We start from the raw sequence: 18,254 nt of genomic DNA, 5'->3' as shown, positions 1-18,254 counted from the left end.
TTTTGAAAATGACAGGCGTGAGGTGGTGCAGCACTTCACGCCACTTTATTTCTCAGTCTCAAACGCTTGGTGTTAATTGCCGGAATGGAGCGCCCGGTTTTTTCTGCAATCTCCTCATTGCTAAATTTTCCCGATGTTATTAGCGATATTTCCTCATCATTCCAATGGGGTGGATTTATCCTGACGCCTATATATCTCGCTTTTAGGCATACGGCCCTAGGTGACCGCTCAAGTTTTTCGGCAATAATATGGACGGGCATAGTGCCAGCCACTTCGCGCAAGAATTGGATCTCGTAAGGTTTCCACATATTAGGCATTTTCCCGATTAAATTAGTCAGATATGTCAACAAAAAGACAAGGATTGTTCTATTATCTTCTGTAAAATAATCACTGTTATTTTATTAGTAGTGAGGGCTTTCCAATCTTTATTTTTGCTCCGGGTACAAGATCCCCCTTTTTGCATTTATGCTGCCTCACTGGCGTAGTGCTTAATGATTTCAAGCTCTTTCTCCAATTCACCTAAAAAGGCTTTTATTTCCGATTCAATTTCGATAACCAACTCATCGTCACGAATAATGCGCTTCTGGAAGTAGGCCAAATCAGGGGGAAGTCGGTCGTCGTAACTGATGAAATCGCACCATTTCCTGTCGGTACACATCATCTGTGCGTGCATCTGGAGGAGATACTGACGCTTGGGTTTGCCGGACTTGATGGTTTCAAGGTGCGTCCACGTATTAGGGCATTTAATTTCTATGAGTCCATCATCATTCACCAGCCCATCCGGGCTTGCGCCAAATCCTTCGATAACAGGGTGGGGTATAAAGCCCACTTCAGAGACCTCAGCATCGAATTGGTTAAGCACATACATTTCACGGGCAACTGGCTCTAACTCATTTCCACGCCGCATGGCGCTGTTGGAATATCCTTCTTCCCGTGTCCCAGTCAGACGCTGGCAGATAAGTTCTGCCATGTAATTCTGGCGGCTGGCACTGTACCCAGATTTAGTACGCGCCATGACATCAGCCAGACGGCTGGCCGTGACCTTTCCGCAGCGAGCGGCAAACCATTCAGGTGATTTCTGTTCCATTACTCTGCCTCCGTAAATTCGGCTTCCTCAGCACTTTCACTTTTCAAGCTCAATTCGTAGAGGCGTTTTTTCTCGATAACGCCAATGATCTGACGCTCTTCATTACCCAGTCCAAGCCAGAAGGCTTTGAAGGATTCAGCACCAGATTTAGCGGCATCTTCGCCTTTGCTGATAAGTTCCGGGCGGCGGGAATCGCTTTCCCTGCCGACATTCACCTCAGCGGTTGTTCCCTCAATCACGCGCTCGGCTTCGTCCTTGTCGTAGATCCCGGCAAAGCCGAAGGCCAGACGTGCGCACTGGATCATTGCCTTGTGGCGCAGCATCCGTTTCGGGTGGGACTGCCACGGCCCTTTAACCTCATAGCCACTTTTAGACTTAAAGGCTTCGCGTTTACATTCATCCATCCACTCGGTGACGCTGATCGGGTGATTGCGATCTTTCCGGTAAATTTTGCATGTGCAGGATTCTATATCCTGTTCGAATTCCATCCCGTCGAACTGGTCGTGCCCGTTAATGATCCGTGCCCACCCGTCAACGCCAACCACCGGGACAATGCCATTCTGTTTATCCGGGAAGGCGTAGATTTCCTTCGTGAATGGATTTAGCCCGTACTGATTGGCAACGATGAGTAATGCGGTAAACTGGGCATCGGTAGCTTCGCCAGAAAAGGCGGTTGCCTTTAACACGCCAACCAGATCATCACCGGCATCCATGCCGAGGCGTTCAGCCAGCTTTCCGGCCATATTTGATAATGCGGTACTCATCACGCCACCTCGTCAAAGTTATCAGGGGTTTCATTTTCAGCGTGTGATAATTCCATCACGCGCTCTACGATCACCAGGCGTTGAACAATGTCATAAAGGAAATCTTCGAATTTATTTGTCATCCAGTCCGAATTTATAAGCATGAAAATCAACTTCTGGTCTGTATGAGGGAATAATGCCGAGGCAGCGCATCGTAGGGTGGTGATCTTGAGTCCGCGCATTTCTATCGCGGTGCGATCACCTATCAGGTTCTGCTCATCCTGCGATTTATCGAGCATCGCTTCGTACTTTTCCAACTCTGCATCCATGATTTGTTGAAACCTGTATTCTGACATTTTGCTGTAATCAATCATGCGTACGCCTCCACGCCGGGTTTAGCGCCAGCGATGAGATATTGTCTAATTTTGTCTAGTAGTGTTTTAGCGACGCCAATAGCGCCGCCGATAGCATTTGCCATTGACGTTACTCCTGAGTTTTAGGAATTGTTAATAGTTGATGTAAATTGCTGGTACGTTGCCAAGTGCAATAGTACGAATGCAAAGCTTGGCGTAATTTTCTGGAATGCCTGCTTTAATCAACGCGCCCAATGCAGTTTGGTTTACTGTTTTTCGGTGCTCGACATCAGCGGCGCGTTTTGCGGCTTCGTCTGCAATGCGCTTTTCCTCGGCCAGTCTTGCCGCTGCTTTTTGGTCTGCTTCTGCTTTTGCCCGCTGTTTTTCTGCTTCGATGGCTTCCTGCTTGTCACGCTCTGCGCGTTCTAGCGCTGCTTTTGCTTCAGCCTCGCGTTTTGCTGCTGCTGCAATTTCAGCCTCTGCTTGTCGCCTGGCCTGAATCGCTGCCTGGTGCTTTAATTCCTCTTCGTGAGCAATGCGCTTTCGCTCCGCTTCGGCTTTGGCTTCTGCTATTTCTCGGTCACGCTTTTCATTCATGAGCAAAGCTATTTCGTGGTCTGACTCGATGCGCTTGGCCAGTGCTTTGTCGAAAGCCTCGTTCATCTCCAGCGCTTCGGTGTGCCACGCCTGCATCTGCTGTACGGCCTTAATGCGGGCCTGTTCGGCTTCCCACTCAGTTACTGGCTTGCGGATTTCGACGGCCAATTCATCCAGCGCCTCACGTACTTTACGGCGACTGGCATCGACCAGGGCGGGCCGCTTTTTCATCTCAGCAACGAGGTTTTTACCTGCATCGTCAATCATCACTTTCGTGCTTCTGACATTTGCGGCCATGCTGATATAAACTTTACGCCCCTTGGCGGTGTTGATATCACCAACAACCGCTGATGCTTTGTCACGTATATTTTCAATGAGGCCATCAATAAAGGCGTCGTCGATAAATGCAAGCTCAAGTTCAGCCGGTACGCTGGGTAGGTTAGCTAGCGCAACCTCCGATTTTTCATCATTCATAAGTCAATCCTTTATCAGAAATCTCAACGAACTCACCTTCTGAATTCACCTCGTAAGGTGTGTTAGCTTTAATCCCGTTCTCACCAACATACGCAATGGCAAACCGTGTACGAGATCCATCGAAATATGGAATAGCAGCACAACTGCTTTCGCCTAGGACAATCCGATGAACTGATCCAGATGCTGCGACAATAGAATTTTTCCCAGTAGCAGCGATTTGGGCGCAGTCGCCAGAGCTACCGATTCGGGCGTCGTCGCCAGAGCTACCGATTCGGGCGTAGTGGCCAGAGATACCGATTCGGGCGTCGTCGCCAGAGCTACCGATTAGGGCGCGGTAGCCAGAGCTACCGATTCGGGCGTCGTCGCCAGAGCTACCGATTAGGGCGTCGTCGCCAGAGCTACCGATTTGGGCGTCGTCGCCAGAGCTACCGATTAGGGCGCAGTCGCCAGAGCTACCGATTTGGGCGTCGTCGCCAGAGCTACCGATTTGGGCGTCGTCGCCAGAGCTACCGATTTGGGCGTCGTCGCCAGAGCTACCGATTAGGGCGCAGTCGCCAGAGCTACCGATTTGGGCGTCGTCGCCAGAGCTACCGATTCGGGCGTCGTCGCCAGTGTTGCTTTCAGCTTCACTGGTGAGGTTAGCGACCATCTTGTCGGTGGCTGCTATTTCGGATTTTATGAACTCAGCATTGTAAATGTGGGTATCATACATTTTTTCAACAAGCCATCTGGCATCATCAAAGCGGCTATCGTTAATTAATGCTTGATGCACCTCAGAATATGAACCGCCCTGTGGGAATTTATCCAAAAAGTAGCGATATCCGTCAGTACAAGCATTCCATGCTTTAAGCTGCTCTTTAGTAATTTGCATGGAATACCTCAACGATAAATAGTGAGCGGAAAGTGGGCTTTAGGGTTATTCTCTAGCACTGCGCGCTTACGCAACCAGCGCAGGAGGCGAACGGTGTTATTTACGGGCGCTGTAGCTAACGGCGCAGTTCTAACTTTTTCTGTCTGTTGCATCGGGTTGAATCCTCCGTTTCATATCGGGGAGCGCACTGATCTGGTTGTTAGTGCGCTTTCGGGTATAAAAAAGCCCATCGCGAGGGATGGGCAAAGACTGCACACAGCAATTATGGGGAGGGGACAGGTCAAACTTCGGCGTTGAGTTCGTCTCGAATATCGCCAGCGGCCATCATCAGATCCCAATCGTTATCTCGCAGCGCGTCTTCCGCAACGCGCCAGGATATCTTGTACATCCTCATAAGGTACTGAATGAGTTCTGTTTTGTTCATGGGGAATTTTTTTGCCTCGTAATGCTCAACTATCATGCTTATACATTTCCAAGAATGCCTGTGCTATAAAATCAGCACGTTCAAGACTGTTATCCCTGTCGTATAAATTCATCGCAATAATCTGACTGAGTGTTTCCGCTGCAACAACCTGCACTCCCTCAGGGAGATCGAATAAGTTCATAGCTACCTCGTATTAAATTAAACTGGTTTGATATGATTTCTGCACCGCGTGGATCTTATTGCCGAGTGGGTTTGTGTCTCTGTACCAAATTCGGTGGTTGCGGCGTTCTTGCTGCTCTGCTGCTTTGATAATCTGCGTCTGAAATTCCTTCGAAGATTTATGTTCAAGCGCTGGTGATGTGAGCTTATCCCAAGCTTTACTTAGTTTTTTTGCAAACGCTGCATTCTCCCTGTGTTTAGCAATTAATTGGCCACGTTGTCGATAGCGGCGGTTTTTACTATTATCCTTCGCAGGTTTAACAATGATTACTGTCATAACTACCTCCAGTAAGTGGCTTTGGTGGTGTGGTGAGCTAGCTGTTGCCCTGGTGTTGGCTGTTTCTTATATCCAGCCCACCACACCCCAAAACCACTTGGTTCTGGTCTCCTACACTGGCAGGAGAATTCCCGTTATTTTTAAAGAGCGGTTAAAACAGAGCAGACTTGTTAATCCGCTTTGGTTTAATGCCTGGTTTACTTCTCCACCTCAGGCGGCAGTGGTATCTTGGAAGCTCTCACACAACCAAGAAGGAAATATTTGCATGTCATTCAAAGATATTGTTGAAAGTCACACGATTGATTTAAAAACGCTTCTAGATCAGCTAGAGGGCTATCCCTCAGATATTCGGGTCTCCTTCAGCGGCCTTGACTTCAAACGCGTGAAGCAACGAGGCCAGAACATGCTCCAGATTGAATTCAATCAGTCGGTTTATCGCACGGACGAAGATCTCCTGGTGGTTCAAGACCATTCACGATAGCCGTTGCATACACTGCTGCTTTTGCTGGTGTCACTGGGGCATAACTTTCGAGCGTTACGCCATCACCGAAGCGCTCGAAACAAATTTGGTCTTCATAAACCACCACGATCCACTTCGATAACGGGTCGTTGCCTTTGTAAATTTCAGTCGCTGACGTTGCGAATAAAAACTGGAGTGCGTTTTCGGCCTGCCTCTTAACTCCTACCCACATTTCGTAAACGTTTTTCTCAGAGAGTCTGTAAGGAACTTCAGAAATGGACTTCCTAGTGATTTTGCCGTTCTGATCCTTATCTAGTTCAAGAGCTAACTTCACATCGTTAACATCTGCTTCTGCTTTAAATTGCTGATCCATTTCCTATCCCCTGTGTGTTGTCTCCAGTTATGGTCTGCTCCAACCGCCGTAATGTTCGTAAGCCTCAGGCTGGCTACTTAAGCTCAGGCAATCAGCGGGTAACTCGTCGTATTTCCTGCTGGGATATTGCCGCTGCTGGTTGCTGCTGTGTCGTCTCGATGGGGTAACTTTATCTAAATGATAAATAATTGGCAATATCAAAATGATAAATTATTTGCGTTTTTTTTTATCATTTTGATTTTTAGATGAATTTATTTTCAAAAAAACCATACCACCACAGCTTTTGCCTATGATTTCGGCGCAAAATTCAGCTTGGGGTAGGCTGTGAGTCGGGGAACTTTAGGGTCAGAGTGGGGCAGGGTGCGCGGGAGTGCTGAACGGCAGGCATAAAAAAACCGGCCGGAGCCGGAGAGAGATATAAAGCAACACACAAACAGGGTTTATCCCACCATTAAGGTAATTGTAGTACAAATTATAGGGTAAAAAAAACCGGCCAAAGCCGGGAAGAAAGCGAATGTAGAGGTAACTGGGCTTTTCCTGCCCAGCCGTAAAGTGTAGTACAAAATCGAGGGTACAAAAAACCCGGCTCGGTGGCCGGGTTAGATCTTATGGCTAATTAAACTGGTTACTACGCTGCTTTCTTGCTTTCTTTGCGCATTCCATGGCACTCTTTGCTGCCGTCGATATGAACATCGCCGAGCATTTTAGGAGTTGCAGCCATAAGTTCTTCCATAGCAACTCCCATGCGTGCAAAGGTGTCTGAAGTGCTGAAAGACACTTTGGAACCGATGCTAGTACGTGGGTGTTTCATATGCTCTCCAAGGCCTATTATTAGGCTGTGATATTCTCTAACCACTACCACCAGTATAGCAGTAGTGAAAATTTTTGTTAGCCCTCTATACAAAAGAGTTTAACATTCTACTACTAAAATCCGGATTGTCCATCAAGGATTGAAGTGTAACTGAGAATAGATTTCCTTATCTGGTCTCTTGATGCAGTCATCAACACTGTGTCACCCTTGAAACCAAACCCCTGGTATAAAGCTATAACTTGCACGTTCACTGGTTCTATCACATTTATAACTTGGCAATCAACTGCGGTACAGAACATGTATGCGGCTATCAATGTGATAACAATCATCCTTCCATGCAAAGGGTGATCTGCATTGTTACGAACAAAGCTTTCAACAAAACAGATGTCAAAGCTATTTATATCAATATTATAGACACTTAAAGCCGCTCCTGCTGGGAGTGGATTTGTTTCGCCTACTAATTTTACGCAAAACTCAAACTTGTTTTGGTTATTTCCGTACCCATTAAATGCGAAGTCCCAGTTAAGCTCAGCATATGCTGTCATCATTGCTTGAAAGTCAGCATTCGTGATGGGACCTACGGCTAAAGGAATATCTTTTTGTTCCAACAGCATCTGAAGGTTATTCAGGGTGGCACTAGTAATCTGTTCTAGATTCACAGAAATTCCATTGTTGGATGGTTGCTAATTTTAAAGTTGATTTTCAATATATCACAATAGGTTACGTTGAGCCCCCCTCCGAACGCACCCCGGCCACTGGGAGGTTAGGAGGATTTAGCCACTTTAATGATTTTCTGTATCATCATGATCAACATAGCGAGTAGCTTTCACTATTGCTGATACATAGTGCATATTCTCAACTTCTCTAGGGTTAAGCGTAATTGGTTTATGCTCATTGTTTATGCTGGAAAATTGATAACATCCATCGCGTGTTTTTGTCATGATTTTAATCATGTTGTGACCTTCAATCGTCCTCACAAACACTTCATCTCCAGATTGAACATGGGTGTTAGGCTCAATCACTACAAACTCTCCAGATTGAATACGAGGATACATGCTATCCCCCTTAACTTTTAGTCCGTAGGCTTCCTCGTCAGAACTGTAAATTTGTAGCCAGCCATCCCGAACCTCAACCATGTCGATCATGCCATCAACTCCCAATATGGCTTCACCTATAACTGACACTTTACCTGATCGTAATTTCCCTGCAAATTCAAGTTCTTTGTTATCTTTTGTACTGGTTTTTTGACTTGTATCTTGCAGCGTATCCATCCAACCAACAGGCAGGTTAAGAGATGTCTCAATCTTCCTTGCTAAATTGTTACCGATGTTCCGGTAAGATTTTACTCCCATAAGATGACTAAGCTGAGCTGGGGCAATCCCGCAGCGCTCAGCGAACCCAGCCCGTGTAGAGTTTGGGTTTTCATCAAGATAAGTTTTCATCAAAGCAGCAAGATTTTCTCGCCGGATATTCTTATTTTCCATAAAGCCATTTTTGCACCATTTATCGGTGTGATAAATACGCAAATTGATAAAGGTATTGTAATTTATTTATCATAACGATAAACTCCCGTCTGAAGTTGACAAGAGGACAGAATAAGATGAGTAACGATTTACTCCGATGGAGAAAGGAAGCCAGTTCTGATGAATGGTCAAAGCTGGCATCTCTTGCCAAAACATCAGTTGGATACCTAGATCAAATTGCATATGGTTTCCGCCGTGCTTCACCAAGCAAAGCTAAGCAGATTCAGGCAGCGACTGAAAATTTTGAATCCATCAAACCAGTGACAAAAGAAAACCTTGTATTTGCTGATATAAGATCTTCAGCAGCCTAACAACAAAGCTCTTTAACACCTTTGGTCAGCTCCGCCAGTGTGGGGCATTACTTAAGTGGCAACCCCACGGCTGTCGCACGTCTATTTTTTATCTAAATTCAAATCAACACGGAAATTATCAAGCATGGAACATGCAAAAACACGCAAATCACTGTCATTTATTGGCCGTCACCTGCTGGCTACAGCACATCAGGCATTGAGCACCACACGGCAAACGGTTGTAGCGAAGATGCTCAACGTGGCTGACTCAACGGTTCTGCGCCGTACAGAAAAATTCCCTGAAATTATGGAAACTCTCGCCGCCTGCGGTGTAGAGGATTTTGTCATGCGTGGAGAGAAGAAGTTACCGCTGGATCAGTACAGGTATCTGATGAAGGTAGCGATGGAGTTTGCGAAGTATCAACTTGAAATCACAGAAGAAAGGCCGACTGCTGTAACAGTCGGCTCTCAAGTAACAATGTCTTATTAATCCGTCAAGGAGAATAACATGATTTTAAAGCTGAGCAAAAGGGCGCTACTTGCCGCAATGATTTTTCAGGCAAAGACTGACCCCCGTTATTATTTGTGCGGGATCTGCTTTGCGCCAAATGGCAGGCTCTACGCTACTGACGGCTACCGCGCTTTCATTGGTGAGCATCAGTCTGAAGATTTAGGCGAAAATATTATCGTTAAGATTAAAGGCCCACGGTTTACCAAATTTGATAGGGCTGAAATAGATACCGAAATGGGCGTTCTCACTTACTTAGATGGGATCGGTGAGTGTGTTTCTCTGGCTCCAGTCAGTGTTGTTGACGGGCAGTACCCCGATATTGGAGGAGTAATTCCAAAAGAGAATTCCCCGGTAGACGCGATAGGTTTCAACGCTGGCTACCTGGCTGATATTGAGAAAGCCGCAAAACTCTACAACCCAAAGTGGCCGGGAATAGTTATCAAACCCAGCGGCCAGACAACATCTTCAATTGTTGAGCTTAGTGACACGTTCGAAAAAGCGAGTGTTGTCATCATGCCAATGCGTTTGTAAACACATCAGAAGTTATCAACTTGAAATCACAAATGAAAACGAGGCGTATCAATTAGCCTGACCGTGCCTTTTCTGGAAAGAAAAAACGCTCGGTAGTAGCCGAGCGTCAGAGTTAAAACTAGATGAGGTTTCAATACAACAAACGGGGTAAATAATGGCACGAAAAAGAAGAAATATCAAGCAGGAAGAGGCACGGCGTTACTCCTACCCTCCTGATGGGTTGGTCTCTATCGCAGCGAGCAATCCTGACTATGGGAAGAAGTTTGCTGAAATTTTCCGTTTACAGCAGCAGTGGGTGAAGAATCATGGGCGTAGTTAAATTATCCGACTACAGGTCGCAGGAGAACCAGGCAGATAAACCGGAGTACACCGGTAAGGGGTTTGCCTTGATACACCGGCAATTCATGGACAGCAAGCTGTACAGGGACTCTCAAGCAGTACATTTATGGTTACATTTGATATTGAAAGCCAACTATTCGCCAGCCGTTGTCAGCACTGATATTGGCGAAATGACGGTTGGACGCGGGCAAATGATCACTGGGCGACCCAAACTGGTTGCTGAGACCTTCATCCCTGACAACAAGGTAAAGAGTTTACTCCGCAGTTTTGAGTCGAAAGGCATGTTGAAAATTGAGGCGATTGGCAGGAAATTTAGCCTGATAACCGTCCTGAAATACGACGATTTTCAGCCTCAAAATTGTCCAACGGATGTCCAACGATTGTCCAACGCCAATACCAGTAATAATGCGGCTCTCGGCGATGATTGTCCAACGGATGTCCAACGATTGTCCATAAACAATAATATATATAATAACTCATTAGCTAAAGCTAATGAGAGTGCATTAGCCAACGAAAAACTGCCTAGAAAAAAAACCTCAGTTTCCTGTCGGGATGTTATCGACGCCTACCACGAAATTCTGCCTGAAGCCAAATCGGTCAGAGCGCTGACTGAGAAACGACGCAGTTCGATCCAGACCTTCTGGCGGAAAGCGGGTGTGGTCACGCGCCAACTGGATGGCCATGGCTTTTCGATGGAGGACTGGCGTAAGTACCTGACGTACATCCGTGACAATTGCCGGTGGATGTTTGAGGAGCGCCCCAACCCACAGCGCGGCACTGTATGGCACAAGAAGGGGATCGACTACCTGCTGAACGACAACGTGTATCTCAAGGTGAGGGAGGGCGATCATGATGATCGGTGATTACCGCCTGCCGCCTAGAAGCATCGAGTCTGAACAGTCGGTGTTGGGGGCGATCCTGCTTGATGCACAGAGCGACAGGGTGCAAACCGTGTTTTCGATTCTCAGTGCTGAGATGTTCCACTGCCAACCGCATGTGATTATTTACCGCACTGTGCGGGACATGAACACCCGGAGTCAGGCTATCGACCTGATCACCGTCAGCGAAAGACTCGAGTCTACAGGGGAATTGGATTGCGTTGGTGGCTTTGCGTATCTGGCTGAACTGTCGAAGAATACGCCATCCGTTGCCAACGTTATCGCGTATGCCAATCGTGTGAAGGACTTCGCTATCGAGCGTTTCGCTATCGAGCAGGCGAACAAGATGCTGGAGGTGTTTTATACGCCGTCAACGCTGAGCACCGCCGAGAAACTCGACACGATGCAGGCGCTGGCGATGCACACCGCTGAAAAATCCCGAACGGGATCGATACGTGGCGCGGTGCCATTTGCTGAGGCATTCGATTCATGGATGAACATGGTTGAAAAGCGCTTATGCAACGATCCGGCCGCTGTCGGTATTTCAACAGGTATCCCCTCACTGGATAACCTGCTGGCACCCAAAGGATTGGTCAAGGGATCACTGTTCGTTGTTGGTGCGCGGCCAAAAATGGGCAAGACCACGCTTTACATGAAACTGGCCTTGCATTGTGCGCTGACGGAGAACAAGCCGGCGATAGCATTCAGCCTTGAAATGCCCCAGGAGCAGTTGGTAGAGCGCTCACTGTCTCAGGCATCCGGGGTAAGTTCATCTCATTTTTACCTTGATGGCTATGAAGACAATCGCTTTGCCCTGGCATCGGCAAAGGGGTTGGAGATAGCGCAGACCGGTAATCTCTACATCGACGATACGCCGGGGCTGTCACTGGCTCACATCGTGGCAGAAAGCCGCAGGATTTACCGTGAGCGTGGCGCTATAGGGATGATACTTGTTGACTATCTAACGCTCATGAAAGCCGAGAGGGCAGAGAGAAACGATCTGGCCTATGGGCTGATAACCAAGGGGCTTAAGCATCTGGCCAAGGAGTTGAACTGCGTTGTTGTGCTGCTGACACAACTTAACCGTGAGCTTGAGAGACGCGCCAACAAGCGTCCAATTCCAAGCGACAGCCGCGATACCGGACAAATCGAACAGGACTGTGATTATTGGCTGGGGATCTACCGGGCGGGAGCGTATGACGAGCACGCAAATCAGCGAGACACCGAACTGCTGCTAAGACTGAATCGACACGGCCAAAGCGGCGTTGTTTTTGTAGAGCAGCGTCACGGTGTGCTTTACGACTGCGATCAGCACCATGCAAGGGCGAGAATGGCAGAGGCTGAGCGCCGATCATCGAAACAGAGCGGGGGTTTTTGACCATCCCCGCAAAGGAGATAACCAGTGACAGAATTAGACCAATTACTCATCCTGATATTCGTGGTGTCAGTGATGATTGCTGACAGGCAGCGGTGGCCATGAATAGGCATTAAGTGGTGACAATAAACCCGGAGGATTATATCCGTGCAGGACTTTTGTTTACACAAAAGCACCCTCGGCCAATTCACTCACTACCTCTTCGAACTCATCTCCAGCGGTAAACGCTACCGAGTAAAAATATCCGAATGGCGCGACAAGCGCAGTCTTCCCCAAAACTCACTCCAGCACATGTGGTACGCAGAGCTAAGCGCTTATCTCATCAAGCGTGGCAAGTCCTTCGCGTCGCCAGAATGGGTGAAGGATGCGATGAAACACACCTATCTCGGATATGAAGAGCGGGAAATGGTCGATGTGGTGACCGGTGAAAAGACGGTCATGCTTTCTCTTCGGCACACGGCCGATCTCGATACTGGCGAAATGCATTTCTACCTGACCCGGGTGGAAGGGTGGGCGCTAAACATCGGGTGTCGGCTGACGGTGCCGGCCGACAGTGAATACAACCAGCTTAAAAATAAACAGGTGGCGTAATGCACAAATCTAACACACCGCCAGCAGATCGCGACTACTGGCAAACTCCACAATGGCTTTTTAACGCACTGGATAGTGAATTTGGGTTTTGGCTAGACGCGGCGGCCAGTGCTGAAAACGCGCTCTGTGCACACTACTTAACCGAAACTATCGATGCGCTAACCCATCACTGGAGTAGCAACGGGGCAATTTGGTGCAATCCCCCCTATAGCGATATCACCCCCTGGGTAGCAAAAGCAGCAGAGCAGTGCGCAAGGCAGCATCAACCCGTTGTCATGCTCGTTCCCTGTGACCCCTCCACCGGCTGGTTTAGCAAGGCGCTGGAAAGCGTTGATGAAGTAAGGCTTATCACGGACGGGAGGATCAGCTTTGTAAACCCCGCTACGGGCAAAAAGGGTAATGGCAACAGCAAAGGGTCAATGCTGTTGATATGGCGACCCTATGTAAGACCTAGGCAACAGTTCACCACAGTGCCAAGGAGTTTGTTACTCGCGCTGTCGGGAGCAGTAAACAGGAGGGACGCAGCATGACCTACTCAATCGAGCTAATAGGCTCTCTCATCACCATTGCAATCTGCGTGATCGCGCTTTGGGTGGAAATATGATCGAATTTATCCTTGGCACTTTTATTCTTGGCTCCCTCGCCGTAATTGTCATCTTACTGTCGTACCGCCTGGGGTGGGAAAGTGCACATCTTGAAGTGGCGAGAGAGTGCGAACGGTTAGGGAAGTTTTACGTTGGTAATAAAACATTCCAATGCATATTAATCAGGGGAAACGATAATGGCGCTCAAGCGAGATAAATTTGATGCCGTTTTCTCAGCATTGGTTCGAGAAAGAACCAACTGGCAATGCGACTACTGCGGTAAAATATTCGACTCAACCGATCCCCAGGAACGACAAAAACTCCACTGCTCACACTTCAAATCCCGGCGACATAAATCCACTCGATACCACCCCTACAACGCCTTTGCACACTGCGTCAGTTGTCACCGAAAACTCGAAGAAGATCCCTGCGAATTTACCGCTCATGCGGAGATTACCTATGGGGAAATGACCATCGAGCGAGTAGCGCGTCTAGCGGGCGTTCCTGTGCGTTTAAAGCCCTGGCAGATGGATGAGCTATATCAGCACATGAAAAATGAGCTAAAGCGCATCAGGGAACTTAGATCGCAGGGTTATATCTTCAGGGCTGAGTTCACATTACCGGATTGGTATCAGGAGGGGATTTCTTATCGGATGGGGGAAGCAGCCTAATGTTTACCGACTTGGCGGCAGCGATAGAAGAAGCTCGCTTTCTTCGCGCTGAAACCGGGCGTCATCACTGCATAACTCAGCGCCCTGGTGGGGTTATGTATGTTCGCCAAGAGCGCAATCCTCGGCGTGAGATTGGCCTGAGAAAGTTATACACGACACGGCAAGACCGGTTCGGCACCGTTAACACTGATGGGGTGGGAGCATGAGTATTCGAGAGTTGAAACTCACAAAAGAACAACACGACTGGGTAAACGGTTGGCTGGAACTTTGGGGTGCCTGGGTCTACTCAGGGCGTCTGGACAAGCGGCAAAGCAGCGTTATAGCTCAGTACATGGCAACAGTCACACCGCCACAATACCCCAATCGGCCGATGTGCAATGACGATGATGGAATGCTAATTTCTCAGGTCGTTGATTCCGTTATGTGCATTGACACAAAGGCTATGTGCATTTTGCTAAGCTACTACGCTCATGGATCATCCAAGCGTGCCATCGCATCGTATTATCACAATGCTGCAAGACCACGCAAAATCGACAGAGGGCGATATGGAGAGGGATGGCGCAAGCCGTCATATGGTACTTGTCGAAATGAGATAGAGGATATTCTGACTGCCAGCATTTGGATGATTTACCATCCTCTCCGAAGAGCATTCATTGATCGTAAATCAATCGCTAAAGTTCAACATTTGTCAAAAAAAACCGTTGACATCTTTTAGCCATTTAGCCACAATATATGGGTAAGCTGCCGTAATTGTTCTTATAAATGTACGGCGGCTTTTTTGATTACATTAGATGAGCGCTTTCGCGGTGAGACGGACAGTTTCGTTGTACGAACTTTTGCGGTTGAGCGGAAAGCGCTTTTCGATGTGGTGATAGTTATCTGGGCCGCATAAGACTTACAGCCTCGCCATCGTGCGGGGCTTTTTGCATTCAGTGGAACAGTTAAACCGCTGGCGGCGTGCATCGGTAGGTGTCCACTGGAAAAAGATAAAACTCGCGTCATTTTCAGGGCTGCGCTAATGCGTGGCCTTTTTTGTACCTGATATTCAAGAAATTAACCCGGTGAACGTCAATGAAAGTATTAAAAATTATCGGCGCATCTGTTATCGATGGTGCGCCATTGATGCTGCTGATGATAGCGCTCATCTGGGTCTTTTCTCTGGGATCAACTCAGGTAAAAGATACCGACTACCGCATCAGTCAGGCGGCATACGCCTATCCCCGCGAGATAATCAGCTACGGGCTGACGTTCGTGAATACCGATGATGAGGTCATGACCACGATCCAGAAGTGGAAGGATGATCGCTGGGGGGCGCAGATTGGTGCATTAAGGGTACTCTGCGCTAACGATTTTGATTACGTCAAGTCACTCGGCGGGCCGGGTACGGGGCAACGGATATGCAGGCTCATAAAATGAATCCAAATCAGTCTGATTTCTGGCTTGAACTGTTCAATCAGTACAGCCAGCAGGGTATAGCGGCTGCGTTGGCGTTTGTCATGGCATGGCTGCGGTCAAGATACAACGGCAACCGTTTTTACAGGACGCTCGTTGATTCGGCCATGTGTGCTCTGCTGGGTTGGTTCGCCAGAGACTTGCTGTCGTTAATCGGTGCTGACCCTAAGTACGCTTACTTGGGTAGCGTGGCTATCGGCTATCTGGGGACAGAGTATTTTGGCGGTTTGCTTAAAAATATCGTGGGAAGCAAAACGGGGGTGAGTAATGAAAACGAGTCAAGCCGGTAAAGATCTTATCAGGCAGTATGAAGGTCTGAAGCTGACGGCATACAAATGCAGCGCGGGTAAGGACACTATCGGCTACGGCCACACTCATGGTGTAAAGCCCGGTGACCGTATTACTAAAGCCCAGGCAGATGCTTTTTTGGATGAAGATTTGGCTGTATTCGAGTTGACAGTCAACACGGCGATTAAGCGCCCAATGAACCCGCATCAGTTTGATGCAATGGTTGCGCTGGCATTCAACATTGGCGGTGCTGCGTTCGCTGGCTCTACGCTGGTGAAGAAATTCAACACAGGCGATATACAGGGCGCGGCCAAAGAGTTTCCCCGCTGGTGTCACAGTGGCCGCATTGTAGTGCCTGGTCTGGTCAAGCGACGGGCGGCAGAGCGTGAGATGTTTTTGCGATGATCCCCTTCAACTGGAAAGTGAGCCTTGCTGCGCTATCAGGGTGGATAATCGTCATTCTGTCTATAGCCACTTGGCATTACCGCGACAACTATCGCCAAGCACTGAGTAAGCAGCAAGAAGTGGAGAAATTAGCGGAGTCCAGGCTAGACACAATCAACGCCATCCAGCGCCAGCAAAAAGAAGTCGCAGCCCTCGACGCTAAATACACCCAGGAGCTTACCGATGCCAGACTTGAGAATGATCGTCTTCGTGCTGATGTCGCCGCTGGTCGTCGCCAGTTGCGCATCAAAGGCACCTGTAGTGTGTCCAAAACCGCCACCGGTGCCGGCATGGGCAATGGAAGCGCCATCGAGGTCAGTAGAGAAGCTGGATCAACTGTTCTCGATATCCGTTCAGGAATGATTAGCGATCAGCGGAAACTAAAATTTTTGCAGGCGTATTTGAAAGGACAGTGCCAGTAGTGGAATCAGAGGGAAAAAAGCCCCAAATGACAAAGGGGCAAGTCTAACAACACCAGGGAAAACTTTCGCTACATAACTTACTGGATACTGAACTATCAATGTTGTGATCTAGATCAGATTTTTACCAAAAAACCCCTGTCATAACGACAACCCCCCAGCCTAGACACAGACCGGGGCTTTTTTATGCAGTAAATCTCTGTGCAACGCAATGCACATCTAAACACATCGAATCCGATCCCTTTGAAATGAGCCTTTGAGGAAGTCAGTTAGTGCTGGCGAGCCTTCGATGGGCTGATTTCCATTGCGGCAAAGGTTCATTTCAAAGAAAGGTAATACGCCATGAAAAAAACAGTGACTGTCATTTCACATGAAGCGCCAACTATGAGCAGCCTGGAAATGGTCGAATACATTAATGCTGATCGGAGATCAAAATCCGAAGCGTCAGGAATGAAATTCCCATGCAAGAAATACAGCAAGCTACGTCACGATAGCCTCATGCTAAAAGTTCCAAAAGTTTTGGGTGAAAATCAATCTCCAAAATTTTATGGAGATTACACAGACGAGAAAGGGCGTACTTACCCCTGCTACTACTTCCCAAAACGGGAAGCTTGTCTCATGGCGATGAGTTACAGCTATGAGCTTCAAGCTAGAGTGTTCGATCACATGACGAAGTTAGAAGGGAACAGTGGAATAAACCTTCTTGATTTCTCAGGCTTGACAGAGATGGCCATTAGCGAGATGCAAAATCGTGTAGCTGCGGCAGAAAAGTATTCATTCGAGGAGCACGGCCAAGCGGGAAGTGCACTGATGATGCGCCGGAAAAGAGAGAAGAAGGCCATCAAGAAAGCCGAGCAGTTAGTTAAGGAGCTTATCCAGTTCAAGCTATCTGACCTTGGGAATTTCCCTTCTGGAGATATTAGAGCATGACAAAAAACGAAAAGAAGCAGTTGGAAACTGTCTCTCAATACCTCAATGACAGCCATCAATTATTAACCTGTGGCAGAACACAGGCGGGAGTGAACAACGTCGAAAAGGCGAGGGTGCTACTTGCAATGCAAGACGCGAAACGCCGAGGGTAATTGTCGCCTAATAGCCGAATCGGGTGACGATAAGTTTCTTGGTGGGCGCGAAATTAATAGCATCAGGCCATCGCAATTTGCTCGCCTTGAATCAACAAGGTTGTTTATCAAAGAGTTAGCTAAATGTGATTTGAGCACACATTTAAAAACTGCGCGCGAATGCTTTATTTACAAACTGTGTGTAGATACACTTAGTATCCGATTACAAAAGGAACTCACCATGATTTACTCAAACGTAAAAACTTACTACATATCGGGTGGTAACAACACACGGCTTGTTCGTTATGACGTAATTAAAATAGATAGTGACATTAAAATAGATAGTGACATTAAAATAGATAGTGACGTTTTTTTAGTTAAAGTCATTGAAGAACAAAACAAGGGGAATGCAGGGCCTAAAACTCTTGCTCTTTTGGAGGAGTTTGAGATTACTCGCGACGAATACAAAAAGCGTTATTGTAACAGTGGTTTTCAAACAGTAATCAGGGTTGATATGCGCCCAACTTTCGAAGATACGATATTGCAAGATCTTCAAGAGCACAGAAATAAACTTGATTGAAATATAGCCGCCCATTGGGTAATGCTTG

29 protein-coding genes are annotated in these 18,254 nt (G+C 47.6%); 18 read left to right on the top strand and 11 right to left on the bottom strand.

Going from position 1 to position 18,254, the window contains the following annotated elements; genetic code table 11:
* Positions 1 to 463: 463 nt before the first annotated feature.
* From SYMBAF_RS10000 to SYMBAF_RS09970, 7 genes are all read right to left on the bottom strand, one after another.
* Complete coding sequence (locus tag SYMBAF_RS10000; protein ID WP_040265409.1) at positions 464 to 1,087, bottom strand: lambda exonuclease family protein; 624 nt, start codon at positions 1,085 to 1,087, stop codon at positions 464 to 466.
* Positions 1,087 to 1,851 (bottom strand): phage recombination protein Bet, encoded by a 765-nt coding sequence (bet, locus tag SYMBAF_RS09995; RefSeq protein ID WP_040265410.1) that lies wholly within the window; start codon positions 1,849 to 1,851, stop codon positions 1,087 to 1,089. The genes SYMBAF_RS10000 and bet overlap by 1 nt, the downstream gene beginning before the upstream one ends.
* Positions 1,851 to 2,204 carry a hypothetical protein gene (locus SYMBAF_RS09990; RefSeq protein WP_040265412.1) on the bottom strand — a complete coding sequence of 118 codons (354 nt, stop codon included), beginning with the start codon at positions 2,202 to 2,204 and terminating at the stop codon, positions 1,851 to 1,853. Before SYMBAF_RS09990 ends, bet begins: the two co-directional genes overlap by 1 nt.
* 132 nt (positions 2,205 to 2,336) lie before the next feature.
* Positions 2,337 to 3,254: a hypothetical protein gene (locus SYMBAF_RS09985; protein ID WP_040265413.1), complete on the bottom strand. Its 918-nt coding sequence runs from the start codon at positions 3,252 to 3,254 to the stop codon at positions 2,337 to 2,339.
* Positions 3,247 to 4,125: a YdhT family protein gene (locus SYMBAF_RS09980; RefSeq protein WP_040265415.1), complete on the bottom strand. Its 879-nt coding sequence runs from the start codon at positions 4,123 to 4,125 to the stop codon at positions 3,247 to 3,249. Before SYMBAF_RS09980 ends, SYMBAF_RS09985 begins: the two co-directional genes overlap by 8 nt.
* Positions 4,126 to 4,574: 449 nt before the next feature.
* Entirely contained in the window at positions 4,575 to 4,730 is a 156-nt protein-coding gene (locus SYMBAF_RS09975) for a hypothetical protein (protein ID WP_160289764.1), read from the bottom strand.
* A 12-nt stretch (positions 4,731 to 4,742) separates the two neighbouring features.
* Positions 4,743 to 5,045, bottom strand: coding sequence for a hypothetical protein (locus tag SYMBAF_RS09970; RefSeq protein ID WP_040265416.1), 303 nt, complete (start codon positions 5,043 to 5,045; stop codon positions 4,743 to 4,745).
* Between SYMBAF_RS09970 and SYMBAF_RS09965 the strand changes: the two genes are divergently transcribed.
* Positions 5,032 to 5,526, top strand: a complete 495-nt coding sequence (locus tag SYMBAF_RS09965) for a hypothetical protein (protein WP_173424342.1) — start codon at positions 5,032 to 5,034, stop codon at positions 5,524 to 5,526. The genes SYMBAF_RS09970 and SYMBAF_RS09965 overlap by 14 nt on opposite strands.
* Here the strand turns inward: SYMBAF_RS09965 and SYMBAF_RS09960 are convergent.
* From SYMBAF_RS09960 to SYMBAF_RS09945, 4 genes are all read right to left on the bottom strand, one after another.
* The gene (locus SYMBAF_RS09960; protein ID WP_040265418.1) at positions 5,465 to 5,878 is read right to left on the bottom strand and encodes a hypothetical protein; all 414 of its coding nucleotides are present in this window, start codon (positions 5,876 to 5,878) and stop codon (positions 5,465 to 5,467) included. The genes SYMBAF_RS09965 and SYMBAF_RS09960 overlap by 62 nt on opposite strands.
* Positions 5,879 to 6,506: 628 nt before the next feature.
* Complete coding sequence (locus tag SYMBAF_RS09955) at positions 6,507 to 6,689, bottom strand: hypothetical protein (protein ID WP_040265420.1); 183 nt, start codon at positions 6,687 to 6,689, stop codon at positions 6,507 to 6,509.
* A 113-nt stretch (positions 6,690 to 6,802) separates the two neighbouring features.
* Positions 6,803 to 7,348, bottom strand: coding sequence for a hypothetical protein (locus SYMBAF_RS09950; RefSeq protein ID WP_175576944.1), 546 nt, complete (start codon positions 7,346 to 7,348; stop codon positions 6,803 to 6,805).
* 123 nt (positions 7,349 to 7,471) lie between these two features.
* On the bottom strand, positions 7,472 to 8,173 hold the full coding sequence (locus SYMBAF_RS09945; protein WP_040265421.1) for a S24 family peptidase: 702 nt from the start codon (positions 8,171 to 8,173) through the stop codon (positions 7,472 to 7,474).
* Positions 8,174 to 8,289: 116 nt separating this feature from the next.
* Here SYMBAF_RS09945 and SYMBAF_RS09940 point away from each other — a divergent pair, with 116 nt between their 5' ends.
* The 17 genes from SYMBAF_RS09940 to SYMBAF_RS09860 all read left to right on the top strand — a co-directional run bounded on the left by SYMBAF_RS09940 (position 8,290) and on the right by SYMBAF_RS09860 (position 18,226).
* On the top strand, positions 8,290 to 8,523 hold the full coding sequence (locus SYMBAF_RS09940; protein WP_082026949.1) for a transcriptional regulator: 234 nt from the start codon (positions 8,290 to 8,292) through the stop codon (positions 8,521 to 8,523).
* A 124-nt stretch (positions 8,524 to 8,647) separates the two neighbouring features.
* Entirely contained in the window at positions 8,648 to 8,992 is a 345-nt protein-coding gene (locus SYMBAF_RS09935) for a hypothetical protein (RefSeq protein WP_040265422.1), read from the top strand.
* 18 nt (positions 8,993 to 9,010) lie between these two features.
* Positions 9,011 to 9,544: a beta clamp domain-containing protein gene (locus tag SYMBAF_RS09930; RefSeq protein ID WP_040265424.1), complete on the top strand. Its 534-nt coding sequence runs from the start codon at positions 9,011 to 9,013 to the stop codon at positions 9,542 to 9,544.
* A 154-nt stretch (positions 9,545 to 9,698) separates the two neighbouring features.
* Positions 9,699 to 9,863 carry a hypothetical protein gene (locus SYMBAF_RS09925; protein WP_160289801.1) on the top strand — a complete coding sequence of 55 codons (165 nt, stop codon included), beginning with the start codon at positions 9,699 to 9,701 and terminating at the stop codon, positions 9,861 to 9,863.
* Positions 9,850 to 10,746, top strand: a complete 897-nt coding sequence (locus SYMBAF_RS09920) for a hypothetical protein (protein ID WP_040265426.1) — start codon at positions 9,850 to 9,852, stop codon at positions 10,744 to 10,746. Before SYMBAF_RS09925 ends, SYMBAF_RS09920 begins: the two co-directional genes overlap by 14 nt.
* Positions 10,736 to 12,139, top strand: a complete 1,404-nt coding sequence (locus SYMBAF_RS09915; protein ID WP_082026954.1) for a DnaB-like helicase C-terminal domain-containing protein — start codon at positions 10,736 to 10,738, stop codon at positions 12,137 to 12,139. The genes SYMBAF_RS09920 and SYMBAF_RS09915 overlap by 11 nt, the downstream gene beginning before the upstream one ends.
* A gap of 135 nt (positions 12,140 to 12,274) precedes the next feature.
* Complete coding sequence (locus SYMBAF_RS09910; RefSeq protein WP_082026950.1) at positions 12,275 to 12,727, top strand: YbcN family protein; 453 nt, start codon at positions 12,275 to 12,277, stop codon at positions 12,725 to 12,727.
* The gene (locus SYMBAF_RS09905) at positions 12,727 to 13,257 is read left to right on the top strand and encodes a phage N-6-adenine-methyltransferase (RefSeq protein ID WP_040265427.1); all 531 of its coding nucleotides are present in this window, start codon (positions 12,727 to 12,729) and stop codon (positions 13,255 to 13,257) included. Before SYMBAF_RS09910 ends, SYMBAF_RS09905 begins: the two co-directional genes overlap by 1 nt.
* 251 nt (positions 13,258 to 13,508) lie before the next feature.
* Positions 13,509 to 13,982 (top strand): hypothetical protein, encoded by a 474-nt coding sequence (locus SYMBAF_RS09900; RefSeq protein ID WP_040265430.1) that lies wholly within the window; start codon positions 13,509 to 13,511, stop codon positions 13,980 to 13,982.
* A 202-nt stretch (positions 13,983 to 14,184) separates the two neighbouring features.
* Entirely contained in the window at positions 14,185 to 14,697 is a 513-nt protein-coding gene (locus SYMBAF_RS09895) for an antiterminator Q family protein (protein ID WP_040265432.1), read from the top strand.
* 356 nt (positions 14,698 to 15,053) lie between these two features.
* Entirely contained in the window at positions 15,054 to 15,398 is a 345-nt protein-coding gene (locus SYMBAF_RS09890; protein WP_040265433.1) for a hypothetical protein, read from the top strand.
* A complete protein-coding gene (locus SYMBAF_RS09885) occupies positions 15,395 to 15,724 on the top strand; it encodes a phage holin, lambda family (protein WP_040265434.1) in 330 nt (109 codons plus the stop codon). Before SYMBAF_RS09890 ends, SYMBAF_RS09885 begins: the two co-directional genes overlap by 4 nt.
* Entirely contained in the window at positions 15,702 to 16,127 is a 426-nt protein-coding gene (locus SYMBAF_RS09880; protein WP_040265435.1) for a lysozyme, read from the top strand. Before SYMBAF_RS09885 ends, SYMBAF_RS09880 begins: the two co-directional genes overlap by 23 nt.
* Positions 16,124 to 16,588 (top strand): lysis protein, encoded by a 465-nt coding sequence (locus SYMBAF_RS09875; protein ID WP_040265436.1) that lies wholly within the window; start codon positions 16,124 to 16,126, stop codon positions 16,586 to 16,588. The genes SYMBAF_RS09880 and SYMBAF_RS09875 overlap by 4 nt, the downstream gene beginning before the upstream one ends.
* A gap of 339 nt (positions 16,589 to 16,927) precedes the next feature.
* Positions 16,928 to 17,515 (top strand): Rha family transcriptional regulator, encoded by a 588-nt coding sequence (locus SYMBAF_RS09870; RefSeq protein WP_040265438.1) that lies wholly within the window; start codon positions 16,928 to 16,930, stop codon positions 17,513 to 17,515.
* Complete coding sequence (locus SYMBAF_RS09865) at positions 17,512 to 17,667, top strand: hypothetical protein (protein ID WP_160289802.1); 156 nt, start codon at positions 17,512 to 17,514, stop codon at positions 17,665 to 17,667. Before SYMBAF_RS09870 ends, SYMBAF_RS09865 begins: the two co-directional genes overlap by 4 nt.
* Positions 17,668 to 17,887: 220 nt before the next feature.
* On the top strand, positions 17,888 to 18,226 hold the full coding sequence (locus SYMBAF_RS09860; protein ID WP_040265440.1) for a hypothetical protein: 339 nt from the start codon (positions 17,888 to 17,890) through the stop codon (positions 18,224 to 18,226).
* Positions 18,227 to 18,254: the final 28 nt, after the last annotated feature.

It is taken from the genome of Serratia symbiotica (genome assembly GCF_000821185.2).
Lineage (GTDB): Bacteria > Pseudomonadota > Gammaproteobacteria > Enterobacterales > Enterobacteriaceae > Serratia > Serratia symbiotica.
The sequence above is the reverse complement of the archived record's forward strand: the minus strand, read 5'-3'. Positions and strand labels throughout refer to the sequence as shown.